The sequence below is a fragment of the Mycolicibacterium pyrenivorans genome (genome assembly GCF_025821625.1).
Classification (GTDB): domain Bacteria; phylum Actinomycetota; class Actinomycetes; order Mycobacteriales; family Mycobacteriaceae; genus Mycobacterium; species Mycobacterium pyrenivorans.
Genome location: NZ_JACKSH010000273.1, coordinates 1 through 336 on the forward strand (window position 1 = coordinate 1; position 336 = coordinate 336).

Genomic DNA, 336 nt, shown 5'->3' on the forward strand with positions numbered 1-336 from the left:
CGTCGGTCTTTCACCTCCGTTCGAATCAACAGCGCCTCACGGCGCACGGGACGTTCTTTGCGCAGGATCAGCCTCGTACCTGGCGGCCAGCTGCTCAGGGTGACCAGGTCGGTGGCCTCGGCGACCCAGGCGCCGTCGCGGATGCCGCCACCGGTGTCGATCGCCGGGTACCAGCCCTGGGCGAGGTTGAGGGTGTCCACCGCGTCCTGGACGCGCCAATCGACGGGGTAGCAGGAGGAGAACCCCACCCCCTGCTCGCGGCAGGCGTCGGCGAATCCGTGGGTGGCCCCGGCGGTGTCGCAGCGCACCAGCACCTTCGGCCCGCCGGAATCTCCA

1 pseudogene is annotated in these 336 nt (G+C 70.2%); it reads right to left on the reverse strand.

Going from position 1 to position 336, the window contains the following annotated elements:
* Window positions 1-336, reverse strand: a pseudogene (locus H7I57_RS29845) (hypothetical protein); the annotation flags it as partial.